The sequence below is a fragment of the Streptomyces sp. UF-297 genome (genome assembly GCF_058245575.1).
This window is the reverse complement of record NZ_JBSIBZ010000103.1, coordinates 1-21240: the sequence shown is the minus strand read 5'-3', so window position 1 is coordinate 21240 and position 21240 is coordinate 1. Positions and strand designations below refer to the sequence as shown.

General features: G+C 70.8%; 15 protein-coding genes. 9 read left to right on the top strand and 6 right to left on the bottom strand.

Annotated features, from left to right (window positions below):
- Positions 1-83 precede the first annotated feature (83 nt).
- The 3 genes from AC4IJH_RS37640 to AC4IJH_RS37630 all read right to left on the bottom strand — a co-directional run bounded on the left by AC4IJH_RS37640 (position 84) and on the right by AC4IJH_RS37630 (position 2937).
- A complete protein-coding gene (locus tag AC4IJH_RS37640; RefSeq protein ID WP_490856492.1) occupies positions 84-785 on the bottom strand; it encodes a hypothetical protein in 702 nt (233 codons plus the stop codon).
- 191 nt (positions 786-976) lie between these two features.
- A complete protein-coding gene (locus AC4IJH_RS37635; protein WP_490856491.1) occupies positions 977-1825 on the bottom strand; it encodes a hypothetical protein in 849 nt (282 codons plus the stop codon).
- Positions 1826-1875: 50 nt separating this feature from the next.
- Positions 1876-2937, bottom strand: a complete 1062-nt coding sequence (locus tag AC4IJH_RS37630; RefSeq protein ID WP_490856498.1) for a peptidoglycan DD-metalloendopeptidase family protein — start codon at positions 2935-2937, stop codon at positions 1876-1878.
- Positions 2938-3635: 698 nt separating this feature from the next.
- Between AC4IJH_RS37630 and AC4IJH_RS37625 the strand changes: the two genes are divergently transcribed.
- From AC4IJH_RS37625 to AC4IJH_RS37590, 8 genes are read left to right on the top strand one after another with little or no spacing between them, the layout of a single operon-like run.
- On the top strand, positions 3636-4262 hold the full coding sequence (locus AC4IJH_RS37625; protein ID WP_330269877.1) for a hypothetical protein: 627 nt from the start codon (positions 3636-3638) through the stop codon (positions 4260-4262).
- Positions 4259-4588 (top strand): hypothetical protein, encoded by a 330-nt coding sequence (locus AC4IJH_RS37620; protein WP_164344728.1) that lies wholly within the window; start codon positions 4259-4261, stop codon positions 4586-4588. Before AC4IJH_RS37625 ends, AC4IJH_RS37620 begins: the two co-directional genes overlap by 4 nt.
- A complete protein-coding gene (locus AC4IJH_RS37615; RefSeq protein ID WP_490856490.1) occupies positions 4588-5358 on the top strand; it encodes a hypothetical protein in 771 nt (256 codons plus the stop codon). Before AC4IJH_RS37620 ends, AC4IJH_RS37615 begins: the two co-directional genes overlap by 1 nt.
- A complete protein-coding gene (locus AC4IJH_RS37610) occupies positions 5351-7201 on the top strand; it encodes a hypothetical protein (RefSeq protein ID WP_164344726.1) in 1851 nt (616 codons plus the stop codon). The genes AC4IJH_RS37615 and AC4IJH_RS37610 overlap by 8 nt, the downstream gene beginning before the upstream one ends.
- A 3-nt stretch (positions 7202-7204) precedes the next feature.
- Positions 7205-8731 (top strand): SCO6880 family protein, encoded by a 1527-nt coding sequence (locus tag AC4IJH_RS37605; protein ID WP_164344724.1) that lies wholly within the window; start codon positions 7205-7207, stop codon positions 8729-8731.
- Entirely contained in the window at positions 8731-10281 is a 1551-nt protein-coding gene (locus AC4IJH_RS37600; RefSeq protein ID WP_164344722.1) for a type VI secretion protein, read from the top strand. Before AC4IJH_RS37605 ends, AC4IJH_RS37600 begins: the two co-directional genes overlap by 1 nt.
- Entirely contained in the window at positions 10281-11990 is a 1710-nt protein-coding gene (locus AC4IJH_RS37595; protein ID WP_330269881.1) for a type IV secretory system conjugative DNA transfer family protein, read from the top strand. The genes AC4IJH_RS37600 and AC4IJH_RS37595 overlap by 1 nt, the downstream gene beginning before the upstream one ends.
- Positions 11983-12531 carry a hypothetical protein gene (locus AC4IJH_RS37590; protein WP_164344720.1) on the top strand — a complete coding sequence of 183 codons (549 nt, stop codon included), beginning with the start codon at positions 11983-11985 and terminating at the stop codon, positions 12529-12531. Before AC4IJH_RS37595 ends, AC4IJH_RS37590 begins: the two co-directional genes overlap by 8 nt.
- A 67-nt stretch (positions 12532-12598) precedes the next feature.
- Here the strand turns inward: AC4IJH_RS37590 and mobF are convergent, their stop codons facing one another.
- The gene (mobF, locus tag AC4IJH_RS37585; protein WP_490856489.1) at positions 12599-17929 is read right to left on the bottom strand and encodes a MobF family relaxase; all 5331 of its coding nucleotides are present in this window, start codon (positions 17927-17929) and stop codon (positions 12599-12601) included.
- 1019 nt (positions 17930-18948) lie between these two features.
- Here mobF and AC4IJH_RS37580 point away from each other — a divergent pair.
- The gene (locus tag AC4IJH_RS37580; protein WP_490856488.1) at positions 18949-19527 is read left to right on the top strand and encodes a hypothetical protein; all 579 of its coding nucleotides are present in this window, start codon (positions 18949-18951) and stop codon (positions 19525-19527) included.
- 76 nt (positions 19528-19603) lie between these two features.
- Here AC4IJH_RS37580 and AC4IJH_RS37575 read toward each other — a convergent pair whose 3' ends face one another.
- Together AC4IJH_RS37575 and AC4IJH_RS37570 are read right to left on the bottom strand one after the other, a co-directional pair.
- Complete coding sequence (locus tag AC4IJH_RS37575; RefSeq protein WP_330269884.1) at positions 19604-20206, bottom strand: HNH endonuclease family protein; 603 nt, start codon at positions 20204-20206, stop codon at positions 19604-19606.
- Between the two features lie 66 nt (positions 20207-20272).
- On the bottom strand, positions 20273-21082 hold the full coding sequence (locus tag AC4IJH_RS37570) for a hypothetical protein (RefSeq protein ID WP_490856487.1): 810 nt from the start codon (positions 21080-21082) through the stop codon (positions 20273-20275).
- Between the last annotated feature and the right edge of the window lie 158 nt (positions 21083-21240).

The window sequence follows — 21240 nt, the reverse complement described above, 5'->3', positions numbered from 1 at the left end:
GGTGGGGCTCCTCGTTTCGTGATGCGGATCGGGAGTCCCCGGGGCGGCCGCCATGCTGCCGAGCCGTCGGCAGCCCCGGGGTTTCACGCGTCGAGCGGGTTCCGTTCGTGGTCCTTGCCCTGCCGGGAGGCGGTCACGGTGTTGGTCCCGGCCGGGCCCGACCAGCCGCACCGGCAGCGGGCCAAGACCTTGCCGGGCTCCTCGCTGCTGTCGAAGACTCCGGTCTCGTGTTCGCGCGGCGCCTCCGGGGGCCGGGGCGGCTCCCCTCCGTTGACGTAGAGGGCAGCGCGGTCGGTGTTGTGGGTGACCCATCGGCGCCAGTCGGCGGTGTCGCCGTCGACGATGCGCTGGTGGCGTTCGGCGACGGTGGTGTGGTGCTGGCGCAGTTCGTCGCCGAGCTCGCGGAAGGTCAGCCGGGCCTTGCCGCTGGGTCCCGGTTCCCGGGCATAGAGCAGCAGTTCCTCCTTCAGGGCGGTCAGCCGCATCTCCAGCTGCCGCACGCCCCGCGTGTACGCCTGGAGCAGTTCCTTGCCGATCTCCTCTCCGCTTTGGATCGCTTCGAGCGCGGCGATTGCGGTCTCGGCCTCGTCGGCGATCGTCCAGGAGGAAGGGCCGCCCTTGAAGGCCAGGACATACGAGGCGGTGCCGTCGGGCCAGAAGGCGGTGGGGCCGGCAATGGTGTCCGGCTCCATCAGGACGGTCTCGGGGGTCATCGTCTCGGGGTCCAGGGAGACCTTCCTGATCTCCCACTGGTCCCCCTTGTAGCTGGCGCTGTACGTGGTCACGGGGTATCCCTCCGCACTCTGTCGGGTTTTCCCGACAGACGACTGACACTGACTATGTAGGGGAATCCCGACAAGCGTCAAGCGGTGCAGCTCAGCGGCGCGTTACCCTCGCGCCGAGGAACGCGAGTTGCCCCCTCTTCATGCGAAACCCCCGACCAGTTGGCCGGGGGTCGCCGCACGAAGTTCCTGGGCTACGGGGTGGCCCCGGGCGCGCTCATCGCCTCCAGGCGCGCGCGGACCTTCCGGGACAGGCCGCTGTCCTCGCCCGTGACGGCGGCGAGCATCGTCAGCAGCTCCCGCCCGATCGTCAGGCTCTCCTGGGGGTCCGGGATGCTCAGCCAGATGTGGACGGCCCGCTGCACCGAGCCTTGCGTGATCTTGTGGCCGCTGCCCCAGAGCTGGGCCTGGAGCCCGGCGGTGTGCAGGCACCAGCGGACGGCAACGCCCGGCTGCCCTTGCAGGTAGGCGAGGTGGCCCCGCAGTTCGCGAAGGTTGATGGTGTAGGCGTGCTGCTGCCCGTACCGCGCGGTGAACTCCTGGTCGAGCCGTTCCGCGTCGACCGCCGCGGCGGCAAGCCGAGCGGCGTCGTTCGCGGCGTTGAACGCGGCGGTGATGGCGTTGATCCGGTCCCGGTACTCCGCGGGCGGGCCGCTCGGCTCCTCGCCGGCGGCACCTCCCTGACGCTCGGCGTCCGCTTCGGGCCGTGCTGCGGGCGGCTCACCGCCGTGGGGCCGCTGGTGTTCTGTCGGCGGCGCCTGGGCGGGCTTCTCCTGGTCCTGCGGTTCGGTCTTGAGGGGCGCTTCCTCGGCCGCGGCCGGGCCGGCGCTCCTGGCGTGCGGTACGTGAGCGGCGTCGATCCGCTGCTCGGGGCGCGGCGGAGGCGCGGGGGCCGCCTGCGGCTCCTCGGTCACAGCCGAAGCTGCTTCCCGGTCCTGCGGCGGTGCGGGAGCGGCTTCGGCACGCTGGTGGTCGGGCTGTCCGGTCTGCCAGAACGTGGGGCTTACGGCGCCCCACGGGGCGAACTGCTGTTGCTGGTGCACGAGGCCGTTCCTTGCGTGGTGGTGCGGGTGCTGTCGGTCGCCGGGACGGGTCAGATGTCTATGCCCTTCTTCCTCATGTACGGCAGGGGGTTGATGTCGGTGCCGTAGTCGGGGCCGGTGCGGACCTCCATGTGCAGGTGCGGGCCGGAGACGTTGCCGGTGGCGCCGGACAGGCCGATGACCGTGCCTCCCCGGACGGTGTCGCCCACGGAGACCTTGATCTTGCTCATGTGGGCGTACTGGCTGTACATGCCGTCGGAGTGCCGGATGACGACCTGGTTCCCGTACGCTCCGCCGTCCCCGGCGGCCACGACCTTGCCGGGACCGATGGCGTGGATGGTGGTGCCGACGGACACCGCGAAGTCGATCCCGGTGTGATAGCCGCTCGACCACATGCTGCCCTGCTGGTGGTAGGGCGTTCCCAGCGGCGCCTTGACCGGCAGGCCCCATCCTCCGGAGACCTCGGGGTCCCCGGAGGTGTCCGGCGCGGTCAGGTTCGCCACGTTCGCCATGATGATCTTGACGTAGTCGTAGGTCTGCCCCTCGGCGAACGAGCGGGGCGGCACGCCCTTGTACTGCTCGACGCGCCCCCATCCCGCGTTGTATCCCGCCAGGGCCAGCTCGATCGGCGATCCGTTGTACTCGGGGTGCTTCTTGGCCGTCTTGAGGAGCTTGCACATCATCCGGCCCTGAGACGGAATGGCGTCCTCTGGGTCCCAGACGTCTTTCTTGCCGTCGCCGTTTCCGTCGATTCCCGACGACGCCCAGGTGCTGTCTATGAACTGGGCGATTCCCTTGGCGAGGGGGCGCCACTTGACCATCTTTCCGGTCTTCGGGTCCTTCTTGTATTCCCAGGATTGGGCTTGGGGATTGAAGCCCGATTCCTGTTTGATCTGAGCCGCCAGCACGGCGGCCGGCAGGCCCGCGTCGCAGTCTGCGGCGGCCTTCTCGATCAGCCCCGCGTACTCGGCGGGCACGTAGCCCTTCCCCACCCGGAGGGACCCGCCGCTCAGCTCGAAGTCGCCTCCTCCGCCGCCGTCGTCGTCGGACATCGCGACGAGCATGATGACGCCGAATCCCAGCGCCAGCGGGCTGACCACGAAGGCCGCCACCAGTGCCGCGATCCCCCGTTTGGCCTTCAAGCCTTCCCCCTTGCCGTGTCCCTGTCGCTGCTAGGAGCACCACGCCGGGGCTCGTTCGCCCCGTTGGCGTGTCACCCATCCGGCGGGCCACCCCCCGGCGACATGAACGTCACACTGCCATACGGCATTTCCGTCCCCAAAGGAAGTAACGCCGATCGCGCAGCCATCACCCTCACGAGGCGCAACAGAACGCACCAAACCGTCGTTAAAGGTGATGAACATGCACAACTACCATGCCACATAAAGGAATTGACACGCAGGCCGCATCAGGGGCACCACTGGTGTGTCACCTGCCCGGCATAGACTTCCGGACACGTGTTCACATCAAGTGACTGCTGTAGTGATTACAGTTGCAATGCGGGGGAGCGTTGGCTAAGAAATCGCAACCGGCCGTGACGTTGCCCGTCCAAAGCCGTTTGGTCGTACCGGTATTGGGAGCGGGCGGCGGCAGCGGCCGCTCAACTACTGCGGGTCTGCTGGCCTGTTCCCTGGCTGCGGTGGGGACAAGCGTCGTGCTGGACACGGCACCGCGCCTCACGTCGCCCTGGCCGTCGTGGCCGGCGGAGCCCGGGACCGGACTGGCGTCCCTGCCTCCAGACAAGCCGTTCACACGGGAGCAGGTGCACGCGGCGGCGTCCCGCTCGCCGGGACCGGCCGGCACCTGGAACGTGCTTACCGATCACCAGGAGTGGAGCCACGGGCCGCTCGACCTGCCCTCTGATCCAGCGGCCTGGTACCAGCTGGCGGCGGGAGGCGGGTGGCAGGCCGTGGTCGCCGACACCTCCCACCCGATAGCGCACGACATCGTCACCGCGCGCACGAAGCGGCTGACCGGCCTGACCGCGGCCTGGTGTTCGCTGCCCTTCTCGGTGCCGGTGCTGTGCGCACCGACGACCGGGCCGGGAGTGGCTGCCCTCCAGACGGCGGTCAAGGCCGCTTCGGCCGAAGGGCTTCCGCTCCAGCGCATGGTCGTCGCGCTGACCGCGACGGGTGAGGGCCGTATGCCCCCCGTGGTGAAGGCTGCGGCGACGATGCTCCAGTCCCAGGTGTCCGCCGTGGTCAACGTGCCGTTCGATCCGCACGTCCGCACCCACGGCCTGGCCGAGGCGACCCGCCTCTCGCGCCGCACCACGGAGGCCGGGGCCGCCCTGGTCGCGGCCTTGCTGGCCTCGGCACAGCGCAGTTGGGGCGATCCGCTGCCGCCGGCTCCCGTCCCCGCGGCTCTGCCCGCCGCGCCCGCCGACTTTCATCCTGCTCGACCTGCCCAACCTGCTCCTGAAGGGGTCCTCACATGAGCCAGATGCTCCAGACCATGCACGACGTCATCACGCTCGCCGCGGATGAGCCTGTCATCCCCGGCTTCAAGCCGTCCTTGCCCGGCACCCTCCAGACCCCGACGGGCAAGGTCCTGGGCTGGACTGCGGGCGGCGGCCTCTCCCTCGCCGTGCTGGGCGGCCTGGCCGGCTGGGCCTGCGTCGCCATCGGCCACAACACGGAGAGGGCCCAGCTCGCTTCGCGTGGCAAGTCGGCCATCCTCTGGTCGGTCATCGCCGCCGTCGGCATCGGCGTCACCAGCGGCCTCGTCTGGGGCTTCTACAGCATGACGCAGGGCGGGCAGTGATGGCCGCTTCCTTCGACCGCAAGGCCCGCCGGGCCCGGCTGCGGCTCGCGGCGATCGGCGTCGCTGTCGTCGCCGCCCTGGCCGTCGGCGGAGCCGTCGCCATCACGACGCTCGACGGTGACGACGGCCCGGCCCGATCGGACGGGAAGACGTCACCGAGTCCGTCCAGCACCTCGTCCCAGCCGCCAGGCGGTGGCAAGGAGTTCACTCCGGCCAGCGCGCCCCGCATCCCGCTGCTCAAGGCGACGTCGAACGCCAATGGGATCGGGACCGGCTTCGAGCACTCCGCGCTCGGCGCGACGTCGGCCGCCGTCTCCTACTGGGAGGACCTCGACCTCCTGGACGACGTGATCGCTCGTCAGCAGTGGACTGCCATCGCCGCCAAGGACTCCCCCGGCACGATCGACGCGGGGGTCAGCGAGGTCCGCAAGGTCCGTGAGGGCGTGGGACTGCCGCCGTCCGGAGGAACCCCCGACGGCATCACCTTCAGCACCAACGTGAAGGCCGCCCTCTCGCGCTCGCTCGACACGAGCGGCGACGTCGTCGACGTGTGGATGGTCTACGACCGGTTCGCCACGATCAAGGACAAGGGCGCCGACGAGAACCCGCTGCGGGATGAGGTCACGAACCTGGTCCTCAAGTGGGAGGACGGCGACTGGAAGGTGACCACCGACCCGAAGTACACGGCCAAGGTGAAGGGTCCTCGTGCGTACGACCCGGACAGCAAGTACGCGTGGATGGAGGGGTGGCGGGTGGTCGCCGATGGCTAGGACGCTCGCGCGCCTCGGCACGCTGCTCGGCGCACTTCTGATCCTGATGACGTCCGGGACGTCGATAGCCCTCGCCGGCGCCAAGCCACCGGACCCCTACCCGCCGGAGCTGAGCCACGGCGAACGGGTCGGCATCAACAAGCAGACCGGCGAATACTGCGATCTGGACGACTCCGATCCGAAGAAGCGCCTGAACTGCCGCGCCCCAGTGGACTGCGAGGACTTCCCCGCAGGCATGACGACCTGCATCGGCGAAGGGTCCACCGACCCGGAGGACGCCCGGGTCTTCGAGCTCAACGAGCTGAAGCGGTGGCTGAAGAAGGCTGACAAGAACCAGCCCAACTACGAGAAAATCAAGGCGTACCTGGAAAAGTGCGTCAAGGAAGACAAGAAGACTTTCCAGGAATGCAAGATGGAGGCTGGCAGTAAGTGGCCGCCCCCGGCGAAGACTCCGCTGGACTGGGTGGCCGGCAAGATCAGCGAGATGGCGGCCAACGCGCTCGAAGAGGCCGCTTCGATGCTCGGCCACTCGGTGGTCTGGCTGCTCAAGCAGTTCGCCGACGCCTTCAACTCCATCTCCACCATCGACCTGTCGAAGACGGGCATCGGCCCCGTGCTGGGAATCAGTACCGGGCTCTCAGTGATCGTCGCGGCGTTCCTGCTGCTGGTCCAGTTCGGCAAATTGGCCGTCTCCCAACAGGGCGGGCCGCTGGTCACCGCGGTGGTCGGGCTCGCCAAGTGGGGCGTCATCCTCGGCGTGTACCTCATGGCCACCCAGGTCGCGCTCAACTGGTCGGACACACTCAGCACCGCGCTGATCAACTACACATTCGACAGCGGCAACAACAGCGGCGACACCGAAGCTGCCTCAAAGGCGATGGAGAAACAGCTCGGGACCCTCTTCGCGGGCCTCGTCGGCGGCGGCGGCACCGCTGCGGCGGGCTCTGCGCTGATCACGGGCAGCGGCATCGCACCGACTGCGGTCGGCTTCGTGATCGTGATCTCGATCCTGTGCATCCTGGCGATCGGCGCCCTGTGGATCGAGATGCTCGTTCGCCAGGCCGGAATCATGATCCTGGTCACGATGATGCCGCTGGCCCTGGCCGGCCAGATGGCCGACGCCACCAAGGACTGGTGGCCGAAGGCCCGCAATGCCCTCATCGCGCTGATCCTGATGAAGCCGGTGATCGTCATCGTCTTCAGCATCGGCTTCTCCGCGATGTCGGGCGCCGAGGGCGTCCGCAATGTCATCGTCGGACTGATCATCTTCGTTGTCGCGGGCACCAGCTGGCCCGTCCTGGCGAAGTTCATCGTGATCACCTCCAACGGCGATGGCAACTCAACTGGCTCGGGCTTCATCAGCAGCGTCGGCAGCTCCGTCAGCAGCATGTTCGGCGGCAACCAGCCCGCCATGAGCGGCGCGGGCACCTCCGGCGGCGGCGCCGCCTACACCAAGGCCCTGGAGGGCGAGAACTCCAGCGCCGCCGACGGTGACGGCGGAGGCGGCGGCCGCGGGTTCTGGTCCAAGGCCGTGATGGGCAGCAAGGGCGGCAGCTTCATGGGCAAGGCCGGCGGCGTGGTCGGCGTCGGCCTCCAGGTCGCGGCCGTGGGCAAGGACATGGCCGAGAGCTCGTTCCAGAACGCGGCGGCCAACGCGGGTCTCGGTCACGCCGCCCAGGGCGGCCGCCACGTGGTGGTCCCGCCCCGCAGCGGCGGGGACGCGCCCCCCGCGTCTACTCCAGCGCCGCAGCCCGCGACACAGGAGTCCGAGCCTCCCCCGCCCACGCCTTCACCGTCGCCCACACCCACGCCCCCCACACCCTCGTCCTCCGAAGGGAGCTGACCCGTGGCCCAAACCGAACCCGCCCTCTACGGCGGATGGCAGTCGGAGCGCTCGGGTTTCATGGGCAACCTGAGTGGCCTCGGCTTCGTCCTGGTCACGGCCTCCGTGATCATCGCCCTCATCCCCATCTACACCCGCTCCTGGAGCTCGGCGTTCTTCGCCCTTCCCCTGGCCGCCGTGCTGCTCGTCCTCGCGTACGGACGCGTGCTCGGCCTGTCGGCAGACGAGTGGATCGTTCTCGCAGTAAGGCATCAGATCGCAGTGGCAACCAACCGCAATTTGTTCTTCTCCGGCGCCTTCGCGCCCCGGGCCAAGGACGGAAGCCAGCCGATGGACCTGCCCGGACGGCTGGCCCGGCTGCACCTGCTGGAGGCGCCCGACGGACTCGGCGGGCAGATCGGGGTGATGCACAACCCCATCGAGAACACCTACACGGCCGTCTGCCAGGTCAAGTTCCCCGGCCTGGCACTGATCGACACCGAGCGCCAGAACGTCCGGGTCAAGGGCTGGGCCGCGTTCCTGCGCAGCCACTGCAAGGAGGACGGGGCGATCACCCGGATCTCAGTCCACCAGCGCAGCCTGCCCGACGACGGGGCGGCCCTGCGCTCCTGGACCGAGCGCCACACCGCCCCCGACGCCCCCGCCGCAGCTGTCGAGGCCCTCGACGAGCTCATGCAGGGCGCGGGCCCGGCCGCCACGATCCGTGAGACCTACCTGTCCGTCACCCTGTCCGCCGCGCGTGCCCGGCTCGCCGTCAAGGGCGCCGGCGGCGGGCAGATCGGCGCGGCCGCCGTCCTCGTCCGCGAGATCAACGCCATGGCGGGCTCCCTGTCGAGCGCCGGACTCCAGGTCGTCGAGTGGCTCCCGCCCCGTGGGGTCGCGCAGGTGATCCGTACGGCCTTCGACCCGGAGGCCCAGCTCGCGCTGTCCGCCCGCAACACCGCGGCGGAAGACTCGAATTGGAAGGGCGCCCCGAAGGGGGTCGACCCCGAACTCGCAGGCCCGGCCGCGACGGAAACCGTCTGGGGCCTCTACAAGCACGACGGCGCGTGGACCGTCAGCTACCAGGTCCGCGGCTTCCCCCAGTCGGAGGTGTACGCCACCTTCCTCCAGCCGCTGCTGCGTCCCCGCTCCAACGCGCGCCGCTCGCTGACCTTGGTGTACGAGCCGATCGGCCCGGCCAAGGCCCGGCAGGAACTGGCCCGCGAGAAGACCAAGCGGGACGCGGCACGCAAGCTGCGGGCGAAGACGGGCAGGGCGGAGAGCGAGGACGAGCGCCGTGAGGCGATGACCGCGCGGGCCCAGGACGTGGCGCGCGCGAGCGGCCACGGAGTCGTCCGGCTCATGGCGCTGATCGCCGTCACGGTGACCGACCTGGAGCAGCTGGAGACGGCGTGCGCCGAACTCCAGGCGGACGCCTCCTCTGCGGGCCTGGAGATCCGGAGGGTCTGGGGCGCTCAGGACGACGCGTTCACCGTCGCCGCCCTGCCGCTGGGTCTGGGTCTGCCCGACCGGAGGGTGGGCCTCTGATGGCGCTGCCCTTCCGCCGCAGCGACGGCGGCGACACGAAGCTGAAGGCGTCCCGGCTGGGGGACTTCCTCGACGACGTGGAAGACCAGCCGATCCCCAAGCAGCTCTCGGCTGCGGAGCGGCGCCGGTCCCGGCTGCTGGAGGACCCCGAGGCGGCTATGCGGATCGCCCCGCGCAAGGGCTGGCCCCAGCCCTTCGCGGGCCGTGTCGCCTCGATCGCGAAGCCCGAGGTCTTCCGGGCGGACACCGAGCGCGCATCGGGAATCTACCCCTTCCTGCACGCCGCGAGCCTGCCGCCGGTCGGCGTGTACATGGGGTGGAACACGCTGACGATGCAGGCGTTTTCCGCCCACCCTGCGGCGTGGGTCCGCGAGGGCCTGTGCACTAACCCGAACGTGATGGTGACCGGCATCCCGGGCTCCGGGAAGTCGGCGCACATCAAGGCGCTGTGCTTCCGGCTCATGGCCCTGGGGCACCGGACCCTGATCGCCGGTGACGTCAAGGGCGAGTACAAGGCGCTGTGCGAATACCTCGGGGTCGACCCGGTCCGCCTCGGCCCCGGCCTGTCGGGCCGCCTGAATCCCCTGGACGCGGGCCCGTTGGGCTACGACCTGGAGCTGATCAAGGACCGGACCGTCCTCCAGGCCCGCCTCAAGGAGATCCACCGCCGCAGGCTCACCCTTCTCAAGGCACTGCTCGAACTCCAGCTCAAGCGCAACCTGCGGCCGCAGGAGGAGGAGTGCCTCGACGTCGCGGTCCGCGAGGTCACCGGCGAGCTGCACGGGCAGAGCCGGCTGAGTGTGCCCACCCTGCCCCTCGTCTACGCGAAGCTGAAGGACCCGACCGAGGCGATGGCGCGCGAGCTGCGCGTACGGGACGACGACATTCAGCTCGCCCGCGAGCACATGGCGTCCCTGCGCAGCGCGCTCGGCGGGATGATCACCGGTCATCTCGGCGGCCTCTTCGACGAGCAGACCTCGATCGGTCTCGACTGGGACGCCCCGATCCAGTCCGTCGACATCTCGGCCCTGGAGCAGTACGGGGACGAGACCGTGGCAATGGTGCTGACCTGTGTCTCTTCCTGGGCGCAGTCCGCGATCGACCGGCCGGGCGAGCGTCCGTGGATCGTCGTCCGTGACGAGCTGTGGCGGCAGATGCGATCCGGCGGCGCGGCCATGGTCCGCAAGATCGACGCCGATCTCCGGCTCAGCCGTGCGACGGGCACGATCCAGCTGCTGGCCACGCACCGCCTGTCGGACTTCGAGTCCGTGGGCGCGGCCGGCTCGGAGGCCGTGGCCATCGCCAAGGATTTGATCGCCTCGTGCGAGACCCGTATCCAGCTGGCCCAGGACACCAAGCCGCTCCAGATCACCCGCGAGGCGATCGGCCTGACCGACGCCGAGTGCGAGCTGATCGGCAGCTGGGGCGCCGGCCAGCGCGGCCGCGCGTTGTGGAAGGTCGGCCGCGGCGGCGGCTCGCACGCCGTCCAGCTGATGCTCAGCCACATCGAGAAGTCCCTGTTCGAGACGGACGAGCGGATGGTGGTCTGATGGCCGGCGACAAGAGCGTGGACGACCAGACCCTCCTGGCCGCGATCGGTGCGGGGTTCGTCCTCGGGGCGAGCGCCATCGTGCTCGCCGCCGCACCGCTGGCCGGGCTGGTGACCGGCAACGGGTGGGCGAGCTCCACCAAGAGCCTGCCCGAGACGATCATCCTGACCGTCAGCCACGGGCCCGCCGCCGTCTACGATCCGGCCCCGCCCACGTGGGCGTTCTGGCTCGTGGTCGCGCTCCTCCTCGTCCTGCTGATCGTCGCGGTCGCCTTCCTGCTGCGGGCCTTCGGCCGCAGGAAGCCCCACCTGGGCGGCGCCCGGTGGGGCGGCAAGAAGACCGAGCTGGAGATGGCCGTACCGGAGAAGCCGCAGGAGCGGCCCGACCGCATCACGGCCGGACGCGGCCAGCACACCAAGAAGATCGTCGCCGTGATCGAGCGGAGCGGGTCAGCCATCGCCTTCGGCCCGCCGGGCTCGGCGAAGACGACCGGTCTCCTGCTGGGCAACGCCGCCGAGTGGCAGGGTCCATGCGTCCTCACCACCACCAAGGCCGCCGACCTGGAGGCCATCTACAACAGCCGCCGGGCCCTCGGCCCGGTCTGGGTCATCGCACCCGCGGGCCTGCCCGGCGGGCGGGCGACCGCCCACTGGTCGCCGGTGGACTACGCGCGCGACGCCGATTCCGCCGAGCGCATGGCGGAGTGGATGGCGGATGCGGCCCAGAAGCACTACGACCCGCGCGCCGAACCGTGGATCGCGCAGGCCCGCGCCATCCTCGCGGGCCTGCTCCTCGCGGCGCACATCTCCAAGGGCGGCATCCGCGCCTTCCGGGAGTGGCTCGCGCTCGGCAAGGACGCCGTCGACCACGTCCGCGCGATCCTCGAACCGGACTACCCCGAAGTTGCCATGGACTACGCCCAGCCGTGGCTGAAGCTCCACGAGGACGGCGCCGGCAGCGTCCAGTTCACGCTGAACGTCGTCGCCGCCGTCTACCGCAACAAGGACGTCCGGGTCGTCGCTGAGCGCACGGACTTCAGCCCGGAGCAGCTCCTGGACGAGAACGGCACGGTCTGCCTGGTCGCCTCGCCCTCGAACGCGGAGCGGTACGGGCCCCTGTTCACCTCGATCATCGCCTCGATCATCCACGCGGCCGAGGACCGGTTCGAGAAGACCGGCAAGCCGCTGGAGAAGGCCCTGGGCTGCTTCATCGACGAGGCCGGCAACGCCCTGCGGTACCCCAAGCTGCCCACGACCCTCACCACCGGCCGCGGCATCGGCATCGCCATGCTGACCATCTGGCACGACCTGGCCCAACTGGCGTCCAGGGTGGGGCAGGACGGGGCCCGGACGGTGATCTCCGCGTCCACGCTGCGGATGCTGCTGCCGGGCCTGGCCGACGACAACACCCTGCGGTACTTCAACTACATCTTCTCCAAGGAGCAGACCGAGCGGCCGACCCACTCCACCGGCCCCTCGGGCAGCTCGACGTCGACCGGCATCGTGGAGACCGATCTGCTGCCGGTGGACAAGCTCCGCGAGATCCCCACGTTCACCGCGATCGTCCAATACTTCAACCTGCCGCCGATCCGGGCCAACATGCGCTTGACCTGGCGGGACGAGGACCTGCGGGCATGGCTGGCCCGGCCGCTGCCGCCGGTCTCCCTGGACAAGGCGGCCGCTCCCGCGCTGGAGGCACACCATGGCTGACACCACCACCGAGGCCCAGGCCCCCAACGCCCAGGAGGAGAAGCCGGAACCTCCCCAGCGGTGGGTGTGGGCCGACATGGACCCCGACGACCGGGAGAAGCGGCTGGGCGAGCTCACCCTCTGGGTGGACTGGCTGATCAAGACGTACGACGTCCGCAACCAGATCGCCCGGTGCTGGTACCGGCACCCCCGGATCATCGAGCACCTGACGGCCCTGTACATCGGGTGGGTCCGCACGTACGCGGGCGACCCCACCAAGCTGGGCCTGCGAGCGGAAGCCGAGTGGATCAAGGACTTGTACGCGTTCCTGCCGCGCCTGAACAGCGCCGGCTGCCAGACCTCCCACATGGACTCACCGGCGCCGCAGCTGACCGACGGCGACGACGCGTTCGGCCAGTGGCTCGACGAGCCGCCGGAGTTCCTGACCGCTCCCCGCGCCCATCCGGCGAAGGCTCAGGTCGCGCGGCTGGCCAAGGAGGCCGAGGCCGCAGCGAAAGCACGGGCCGCCCGCCGGGAGAGCGGAGAGAAGAAGGAGAGCTGACGGCTCACGGCAATACGGCGGAGGCCCCGGGGAACGCTCCCCGGGGCCTCCGCCGTGTGCGGCCCGATCACCGCTTGGTCCCGCCCCTGCTCTGCTGCTCGTCAGGGCCCGGGTGCTGCGCGGACTGCTGCTGAGACTGCTGCCGGGCCGCCTCCTGCTGGGCCTGGATGCGCCGGGCCTCCTCGGCAACGCGCTGCTCGTACGGCTGCGCGTCGCGGAGGTTCATCTCCTGCCGGACCGTCGCGGCGGCCGCGTCGAGCTTCTCGACCTCGCTCCGCGCGGTCACCGCCTCCTTGCCCGCAGCTTCGGCACGCCGCCGGCGGGCGGCCAGGGTGCGCTCCAGCACCGCCTCCTGCGACCCGCCGCTGCGCTCCCACGAAGCCAGCACCTCATCGTGCTGAGCCTCCGGGCCGGCCCTCCGCTCGGCCTCGGCCTGCCGCTGCCGCAGAGCGGTGATCTGCTCGGCCGCCCGCTCCTGCTCCGCCCGAAGGTCAGCCAGACGACTCTCCAACTGGGCCCGGTCGTCGCCCCGCACCACGGGCCGGCCGAAGCGCGTGGTCTCGGCCAGACGCGCCTCGATCCCCAGAGCCTCCTCCCGCCTCCGGATGTCGGCGGCCTCCATAGCGGGCAGCTCCACGGCCGCCGCCCGCAGCTCCCGGATGGCCTCGACCCGGGCCGCGCGCTCGGCCACGCTCCGCTCGACCGCACCGCCGGGCTCCAGAGCGGCCCGCAGTTCCTCCGCCTTCGCCTCCTGGGCGGCAGCGTGCTCCTGGGCGGCATCGGCCGCTTCAACGTAGTAGGCGAGTGTCGAGGAGAGCTCGGCGTCGGGCACGTCAGCGTACGGACGCCGGTCCGGCTCGTTGCGCTGCCGGCGCTCCTCCCGATCGGCCTCCTGCTCCTGCCCGTCCGCAGCGTCCACCGCCGCCTCGGCCACGACCTCCGCGGCCTCCTCGACGGCCAGGTCCTCGTCGCGCGCCCGCTCATCGTCACGGACCAGCTCGGGCTCCGGCTCCTCCACCACGACCTCGATGTCCTCCTCCACGGACGGCTCATCCACAAGGACGTCGGTGACGGTCTCACCGGACGGCGCGAACTCGCGTTCAGCCTCGGTCGGGTGCACCTCTTCGCGGGCCGCCGCTGCAAGGGCCTCGCCACGGCGGGCGGCGGCCTCGGTGGCTCGTGCCCGGCGCCCGACCTCGGCAACCTGCTCGTGCAATGCCTGCCAGGCCGCCGCGTCCCGCTCCCCCACCGGCTGGCTGCCGAGACCGGGTTCATCCGCCCGTACCTGGTGCCGGGCCCGCCAGGCGTCGGCGAGTGCGGCCGTGCGCTCCCAGGTGTCGCGCAGCTCGGTTCCCTCGGGCGGCACCGGCCCGAGGCTGCGTGCCCACTCCGGCGGGTTGGCCGCCAGAGCGGCCCCGGTCTGGGCAAGGCGGTCGTCGATGATCTGACGGCGCGCGTCCAGGTGCTCGACCCACGGGGTGGGGGTGTACTGGTCACGCTCCGCCTCGCGCGGCAGCAGCCACTCGGGCAGCGGCCCGGTGTGGACCGGGGCGACCTCGGCCGTGTCGGGCAGGAGCCTGCGAAGCCGCTGCTCGGCCCGCACCCGCTGGTCGACCAACTCGGCGCGGGCCAGCCGCACCCGGGCCTCGTCCTGCGCGTGGAGGTTGGTGCGCATCTCCGCGGCGACCGTCTCGCCATCCATGCCCGCGGTGTGGGCACGGCCAGCCCCCGGCTCGCGCTGCCACTCCTCGCGGGCACGGTCGACCCAGTCCATGGCCTTGCGGGTGGCCTGCTCGGTCTTCAGGCCGTGCAGGCGGGCGGCCGCCGCGCGGGCCTCCTCACGGTGTGCCTCGGCATCCTCGCTCCGGCCGTCGCGCCGGGCCTGCACGACGGAGAGGCTGGCGAGGCGGGCGTCGCGGCGGGCCTCCGCGATGGCCTGCGAGAGCTGGAGCCGGGTGAGGTCTCCGTACTCCCGCCCCGGCCAGGCCGGCACGGGGAGACCGTCCACGACCACCGGCCGGGGCTGGCTGGCCACCCGGGCGTCGGCCCGGTGCAGCGCGTCTAGGGCCTGCTTGCGCCGCTCCTCGGCTCGCTGGGACAGACGGCCAAGCTGGTCGTCCGTCAGGTCGATCAGGGGCCGGGTCGTGCCCTGTTCTTCCAGGCGCTGGAGAACGCTGCGGGCGTCGTCGACGTGGTTGTCGATCCGCCAGCTCAACACCGCGGCGTTGTCCTCGGCGTCGGCGAAGTCCCGTTCGTGGAAAGCGCTGAAGAGGATGCGCTCGGGGGCGAAGCCGGCGCGCTCGGCGTCACGCAGGGCACGCTCGACCGCGGGCCATGCCTCCTCGGCGATGACGGCCTCGGCGCTCGACCCCAGGACGGAACGGGCCATGTTCTGGTAGCGCAGCGACAGCGCACGGGCGTGCACGTCGTTGTACTCGGAAGCCAGCTGGGGGATGCCGTACACCCGGTCTTGCTCGGCCCGGATGGCCTCGGTCGCGGAGACCGATGCCCTCTGGGTGGAGGCGATCGTGTCGAGCACGTCCCGCATCGTCTGGCCTTCGTCCAGGACGACGTAGATGCGGTTCTTCAGGCGGCCTCGGGTCACCTGCACGTAGGCGGACTCGCGGCTGGTGCGGCGGGTGACCAGCCCGCTTCCGGTGTCCACGGTGGCGCCCTGGCCCCGGTGGCCGGTGGCTGCGTAGCCGAGTTCGACGAAGGTCCCGACGTACTCGGCCTTCAGCACGGTGCGGCCGCCGTGGTCGGTGTGCCGTACGACCAGGTCGCCGTTGTCCCGGACGGCCTCGATCGCCCACTGGTCGCCGTTCTTGACGAAGTCGCGGCCGCCCATGACCGCGTTCCGGCGGTCGTTCTTGCGGGTGACGATGAGGTCGCCGCGGTGGGCCTGGAGGCCGTCGCCGAGGTCGACGCCCTGGGTGGCGTCGAGCTGTCCGCGGGCCATCCGGTATGCCTGCGCGAGGGTGTTGAGCTCGGTGACGCTGGCGTTGTCGTCCGCCATCATCAGCGCCGTGTGACCCTGCTCGATGTCGGCCTGCCAGTCGGTGAAGATGGCGTGCAGCATCTGCTCGCGCGTACCGGCGACGACGCGGTTGTGGTTCAGGTACCAGGTCCACGCATCCTCGGGTTCGCCGCTGCGCAGGGCGAGGGTGGCGGCTGCTTCTCCCGGTGCGCGGAACCGGTGCAGGTTCTCCAGCTCGACGACGTCGACGGTGTTGGCGAGCAGCCGCAGGGCGCCGCCGGATTCCACGGCGGCGAGCTGGAAGGGGTCACCGATCAGACGGACCAGTGCACCGGCCTCCTGGGCTTCCGCCACGACGGCGGCGATGCGCTTGCTGCCCGCCATGCCCGCCTCGTCGATCACGATGACGTCGCCGGCGGACAGCTGGTATTCGGGGGCCACGCGCTTGCCCTGGTGCAGCCGCTCGCGGGCTCCGAGCCAGTCATGCAGCGAGAAGGCCGGGGCCTCCAGACCGGCGGAAAGCTCGGTGGCGGCGCGGGCGGAGGGGCCCAGACCGATGACGCGGCCGCCGCTCGCGCGGACGGCGTCGGCGGCTACCCGCATGGCGGTCGTCTTGCCCGCACCGGCCGGGCCGATGCCCGCCGCTACGAGCTTCTCGCTGCACGCGAAGGTGCGGGCGAGCTCGCGCTGGCCCGCGTCCAGACGACGGGTCGGATTGGCCTGCTGGTAGGCGTCTTCGACGGCCTGGTAGACCTCCGGGGAAACCGCCGGAATCACCTGGGTGCGCGCGGCGGAGACGATCCGGTCCTCGGCTGCGAGGACGCCGACGGAGGTGTAGAGCTCGGTCTCCCGGCGGCGGTAGATGCTCGTTCCGTCCGCTCGGGCGACCCCCGGGAAGTAGGGGTTGAGATCCGGCGGAGTGATGCCGATGACCTCGGCCGCGAGCGCACGATCGGTGATGCGCTCGGCCAGGTCACCGCTCGGTGCGGCGCCGAGTGTGGCCGCCATGACCCACCGCTGGGCCTCGGCGAAGACCTGCCGCCGGCCCCACACACTGCGGTGCTCCGAGACCGCATCAATGACCTCTCGGGCGGCCCTGTGGACGTCCAGGTGCGGCACGGCCGCAGGGTCTGGATGGGTGCTCTGCGCCGCCACCCGGGCAGCGCGGAGGAGGTTGTCCACGCGGTCGGAACCGAAGGCTTCGACGGCCGCCTCCCGCCATACCTGGCGCAGTTCGGCGAGCGGCCGGGCCTCCTTCTTGTCGGGTCGCGTCTCCAGCGTGGCCTGCTGCATCAGCGCCGTGAGGGTCTTACTCGACGGGTCGTAGCCGTGCCGTTCCCGGTACTCCGTCACCAGCTCGGCGGTGCGCTCCTTGATGCTCTGCGAGCGGCTTGAGTTGGCCTCGATGAGGTCCGTTCCGACCCCGGCGATCTCCATGACCGGGCGCTTGCCCGGGGTGACTTCTCGGGCCTCTGCACGCAGCCCGAGGTCCTCACAGACGATCTCCATGACTCGCAGGTTGTAGTGCTCGCTGGCGGGCACGTTCTGCGCGAAGAGGAGCCTGCTGTCCAGTGTCCGCCACTTGCCGTCACGGCCCTGCACCTTGTTCGACACCACGACGTGGTCGTGCAGAAGAGGGTCGCCGGTGCGGCTGTCGTAGTGCCGGAAGCGGGTGGCGATCAGGCCGCCGGCAACGTCCTCCTGGGCGATGCCGTTGACTCCGGTGCGGGTCATCGTGGCCTTCTTCTCCAGCCACTGCACGGTCTCCTCGATCGCCTGCACGTGAGCCTTCTCGACGGCTCTGCGCACGCTCTCATCGCCCAGCGCCCACAGCACGGATACCGACTTCGGGGCACGGAACACCAAGTCGAATCCGGCGACTGCATTGCGCTGCTTGCCGCCCTCCTGCTCCTTGATGAAGCGGCCCAGCTCCTCCTTGGACTCGGGGCTGCGGCCGTGCTCGGTGCGGAACTGCACGGCACCGACGCGGCCCCGGATCTCAGCCCGCTCCGTCGCGTTCGGCTCGCGCTTCTCCATCCGCACGAAGCGCTCGATCTCCTCGTGCAGCATCCGCCCGAACGGCGTGTCCTTCTGCACGAACTGCATGTACTTGCGGCCCAGTCGAGCGGCCCGCATCGCCCGCTTGGTGCTGTCCCCGGCGGCGATGCGCTCGGCGATGATGCGTTCCGCATCCGGGTGCAGGCCCTCGCCGTAAAGCGCCTTCATCTGAGCTTCGCTGACGATGCCTGACACACCGAGAAGCTCGATGCCCGAACCCATCCAGACACCGGGTGGGTTGCCGCTAGCGGTGTAGTAGTCGCCCAGTTCCTGGCCGCGTTCCCGGGCCTGGTCGGCGCTGGCAGTCTCGCGTACGTAGTACGTATACCCGTCCCCTGCGCTGAGGAGGTGGACGGTCATCATGCGCTGGATCTTACCTTTAGCCGCCCCACTTTGGGCGTGGTACAAACCCTGGTACATTCATAATGCCTGAGCTGTGACCGTAATGATCTTGAAGCGCGTTGCGCGTACAACCGAATCGTGGAGGAGCTTGCGACGATCACGATGACGGTTGGACGGCAACGGGCTGAGAGAGCAGGACGGTCACAGACATAGTCTGGCGGCTTTCCATAGTCAGGTCCTCCGGACATGGCTGTGGAAAGGCGCACCTGCGACGTCACCTGTGGACGCGTCACATGGCGAGCCGGGACGACGTGGCGTCACGGTCCGCAGCGCGTCACCGGTGCTGCGGATCGCGGCGGTGCGTCGCACGTGCACTGCCGCCGGGCGGTCGCGTGCGGTCGGTCGGTGCACCGCACGGCCACGGCGCCGGCCGTGGCCGTGCGGTGGCGTGCACCTGCGGTGCACCCTTCCGCCAGGACTTCACGTGCGGTGCCGATGCGGTCGGCGGTGCACCCCGCCCGCGCACCCCGCACCGGCGGCATGTGCCGTGGCGGTGCGGCCGCCCCCGCGCCGGGGGAGCGCGAGAGGGCGGCGCGATAGCGCCCCTCGCAACCCGGCCCCTCGGGGCGGGTGCCGCGCTCCGGCACCTGCATGTCACGTGCGGTGCTGCGGTGCGGCTGACGTGCACCGCGTCGGACGGTCCAGTGCGGACGAACCGATCGTGCCGATGCGGTCGGCGGTGCACCCCGCCCGCGCACCCCGCACCGGCGGCACGCGCCGTGGCGGTACGGCCGCCCCCGCGCCGGGGCAGAGCGAGGGGCAGCGCGCGAACGGCGGTGCCGCAGTGCGGCTGACGTGCACCGCGTCGCGCGGCCCGGCGCGGAGAAACCGATCGTGCCGATGCGGCCGGCGGTGCACCGCCGGGAGGCGGCCAGCCGGGCCGTCATGTGCGGTGCCGCCGCGTGGGCGGCGTTCGACCGCGGTCCGCTGGGCGGCAGAATGTGCCCCGGCAGTCCCAAAACACGGAGGTGCAGCAGCGCATGACGCAGAAGCAGCGGCGGGGCTCCCGGGCGGTGCAGGCCCGGGAGGCGGCGCGGGAGAAGGCGGCCCGGTTCGTCAAGCAGGAGGAGGAGCGTCTCCGCATCGCGGGAGAGGCGATCTTGCTGCAAGAGGAGATCGACGACTTCGACGAGGAGACCGAGCGGCGCGTGGCCAAGCTCCGCGAGGAGCGCAACGCGCAGCTGGTGGAGAAGCGTCAGAGGTTCGACGCGCTCGTGGTCGAGATGCTGGACACCGAGATTCCCGCCCAGCAGGTGGCGGAGCGTCTCGGCATCTCGGTGGGTCAGGTCCGTACGGCGAAGCGCAACTTCGACCAGGCGGTGGCTGCTGTCGCCGAGCAGGGCGCTGATGAGCCCGCCGGTGCGGCGCCGTCGGAAGCAGCTGGGGAGCCGGTCGGCAGCGAGTCGGAGGCGTCGACGCCGGATGCTGCGGCTACTCCGCAGCCGGCGGCCGCCGCGTACAACTTCCCTCCGCCCGGCGGGCCGGTGACGCTCCCGGCTCAGGACGGGTCGCCGGAGAACGCCGAGGGGGCAACCCTTCCGCCAGGATCGGCTGGCTGAGGTCCTCGTTCAACGTCGAAGGCCCCGCCCGGGGATGGTCACCCATCCCAGGGCGGGGCCTTCGACGTCGGCGTCTTCAGAACAACGACATCTGTCCGTCCTCCGGTGCGGCGGGGGCCTCCTCGGCCGCCTCCGTCGGAAAGAGCGGTACGAGCGCGGAGCTCGGATCGGACGCGCGCACGGCGGCCAGGTACGCCTCCGCGTCGTATCCGTTCGCCAGGGCCTGGCGGACGAGCGGGCGTGCCTCGCCCGCGAGCATCGCGGCGGCGAGCGCGTCCAGGTCCAGCCCGTCGCGGAGTGCCGCCTGGATGGCCTGTGCGCGGCCCAGGGAGCCGCGGGTGTCGGCGTAGCCGAGGTGCGCCCGGCCGGCCGCGCGGCCCTGGTCCGCCATCTGCCGCATGTTCGTGCGTTGGGTGGCGTTCGACAGGTGGTCGAGCTCGACGCACAGGGACTCGTTGCAGCTGTGCGCGGTGATCGTGCGCGGTGGGAGCGGGCCGTGCAGCAGCTCCATCAGCCACCGGTGCACCCGCACCGTGCGTTCGCGGCCGGCCTCGGTCACGACGGCCTTTGCGTAGCCGTCCGTCGTCAGGCTCCTGACCCAGTATCGGCATCCGTGCGGCACCAGCACGCTGCGCTCGGCGACGTACTCCAGTGCTCGCTCGATGCCGCCCCTGGCCACCTTCGCGCTCCCCCACTCGTCCGGTTCTGGCGAAGGTCATCCTGCCAGGACCCGACGTGCGGGGGATCACTGCGTGGCGATGGTCGCGCGGGCCTCGTCGAGCAGCTTGCGGGCGTGCGCTACGACGGTCAGGCCGGTCTCGCGCTGGACCTCCTCGACGGTCAGGTGCTCTCGCTCCTTCAGGAGGTCGCTGACCTTTTCCAGCCGGGCCGCGCGAAGCAGCCGCTCCGCGTGCACCGGGTGGACCCCGAGGTCCTCGGCGAGCACCTTCGCCGTGACGGCGGTCGGCTGCTCGTCGAGAAGGACCCGGGCGCGCTGCCGGCGCTCCTCGGCCTGCGGCGTGGGCTGCCGCGGGGCCCTGTTCTTGCTGCCGGGCTTCCGGCCGCGGCCGGGCTGGCTTCCGCGGCCGGGACGGTTGGCGTCCCAGTCGAGGATGGTCTGCCGGCGCCAGAAGTCCTCACCTCCGACGATCTCGCCGTCCACCTCCTGACCGCCGAGGTTGAAGTCCGGCGCCGGCAGACGGGTCTTGTCGCCGTACTTGTACGTCTTCCAGGTGCTCAGCGCGACGCGCCGCTCCTCCGGCAGGGCGTAGAGCGCCTCCTCCAGGTCGAGCAGGTCGTCGGGGTGCTCGTCGGCCGGCACCGGGGGAAGGTCGTACCTCGGCTGTTCGTTGACCGCCTTGGCGCGCTCCTCCTCCGCTCGCGCGGCGAGCAGCTGCTCCTTGGAGTAGAGCCGCCGGCGGCTGCCCGTGCGGTTGAGCAGCTTCAGACCGCGGATCTTCTGCCAGTGCTTGGTGTCCTGCCAGTAGCCGACGCTGACGCCGAAGATGTCGGCGGCGATCTGGTCGTCGGCAGGGGTGACGCCGTTGGGGATCATGGGGGTGGTGCTCCTTGGTAGGGGTTTCGAGTGGTGCAGCAGGTGGTGCCGGCCAGGTGCCACCCTAGCCAACATTGAAAAAAATACCGCACTTGGGCCGGGCGTGGGAAGTGCGGGGCCGGGATCGGTGCCGGGGGGGGGGGGGGGGGGGGGGGGGG